Raw genomic sequence first — 1,691 nt, 5'->3', positions numbered from 1 at the left:
GATGCCGCGCCGGGACGCCATCACGTGCGTCGTTTCGGTGCCCTTCATGTGGCTGCGCACCGACAACTCCCGGGGCACGAAGCAGACCGTCGATCGCAGCATCAGACGCCACCAGAAATCCACGTCGACGAGCTGATAGATGTCGTTCCGCAGGCCGCCCGCCTCCAGCGCCAGCCGGCGCCGAAACATCACGCAGGTCGGCTCCCCCACCCAGTTCTCCTTCGCGCCGCGCAACACCACCTGGCGCACCAACGAGGGGCCGTCGTTGCGTTCCCGCAGGTTGCGAAAGCGCGTGTGCATTTTGCCGTACCGGCGCTGCCAGCGCTCGTCGTCACCCACCACCTGCCGGGGCGCGAACGCCAGCCCGACGGTCGGGTCGTCGAAGTAGGGAGCGAGCGTCGCCAAGGCGCCCGGAAGCAGCCAGTCGTCGCCGTGCACGAACTGCACGCACGTGCCGCGCGCCAGTTCCAGGCATTTGTTGTGGTTGCCGTTGAGGCCCAGGCGGGACGCGTTGCGCACGAGCCGGTCTCCGGGCCGCAGCATTGTCTTGGCGATTGCGGCGCAATCGTCGGACGAACAGTCGTCGACCACCAGGATCTCGAACTCGACGCCGTCCTGCTCGAGGATGCTGCGCAGGCAACGCTCGATGGTGCCGGCGTTGTTGTACATCGGCACGCACACCGAGACAGCGGGCTTCGCTGCCATGCCCCCTCCATCACCGAACAGTGCCCAAAATCGGCTTGAGCATAGCCCCGGCGGCTTTCGGTCTCGCCGAGTTGCGCCGATCATATCCATGCCTGAAAATGCGGGTTGTCGGCACCGTCGAGGGCCGGACGCCGAACGAACGAATTCGCCAGTTACGCCACGAGATACGGCTCGGCACGGTAGCGTCCCAATCGATGTGGACTTTCGTGCTGTTATGCGGCTTCGGGATGGCGATTGACCCCGTCCGGCTCGGGCTGGCCGTCGTGTTGTTGACGCGGCGGCGGCCGATGCTGAACCTGTTCGCGTTCTGGCTCGGCGGCATCGTGGCGGGACTTACCGTCGGCATCGGCGTGCTGGTGCTGATGCGGGAGGCCGCGCTGGTGGCCATCCGCAGCGTCGGATCCGCAATTTCGCAGGTCAGGTCCGCGATCTTCATCCTCGACGGTGCTCGTCTGCAGATCACGCTCGGCCTGCTCGCGCTCGTGGTCCTCGCGGTCATGACGGCCCGCGCGAGAGCCGCGGCGCAGGCGCCCGCGACACCCGTGACCGCGGGCGGCGGGAGTGCGCCGACCCTGGTGGAAGAGCCTCCGCGCGGCATCTTCCAGCGACTGGGCGCGCGCACCCAGGAAATGCTGAACACCGACGTCGTCTGGCCGGCTTTCCTCGTCGGCCTCGCCTCGTCGTTTCCGCCGTACGAGGGCGTGGTTTTGCTGGCCTTCATCATGGCCTCGGGAGCTGCCATCAGCACGCAGTTCGTCGCGTTCATCCTGTTCACCCTCATGGTGCTCGCTGTCATCGAGATTCCGCTCGTCGCCTACCTGGCGAAGCCGGAGCAGACCCTGGCGCTGATGCTGCGGCTGCAGCACTGGTTGCGCACCTACCGTCGGCAAATCATGCAGGTCAGTTTCGGCGGCACCGGGATCATACTGTTGACGCAGGGTCTTGCCGCCCTCTGACGGTGCGCCCGCCACCCCGCGGGTCTCGGT

General features: G+C 66.8%; 2 protein-coding genes. One reads left to right on the top strand and one right to left on the bottom strand.

Annotated elements, in window-relative coordinates:
• The coding region (locus tag A5673_RS21690) for a glycosyltransferase family 2 protein (RefSeq protein ID WP_068237292.1) at positions 1-705 on the bottom strand (705 nt) is incomplete at its 3' end.
• A 20-nt stretch (positions 706-725) separates the two neighbouring features.
• Here A5673_RS21690 and A5673_RS21685 point away from each other — a divergent pair.
• On the top strand, positions 726-1,661 hold the full coding sequence (locus tag A5673_RS21685; RefSeq protein ID WP_231971420.1) for a GAP family protein: 936 nt from the start codon (positions 726-728) through the stop codon (positions 1,659-1,661).
• The last annotated feature ends 30 nt before the right edge of the window (positions 1,662-1,691 follow it).

Origin of the sequence: Mycobacterium sp. E3198 (assembly GCF_001667015.1) — a bacterium.
Taxonomy (GTDB): domain Bacteria; phylum Actinomycetota; class Actinomycetes; order Mycobacteriales; family Mycobacteriaceae; genus Mycobacterium.
The sequence above is the reverse complement of the archived record's forward strand: the minus strand, read 5'-3'. Positions and strand labels throughout refer to the sequence as shown.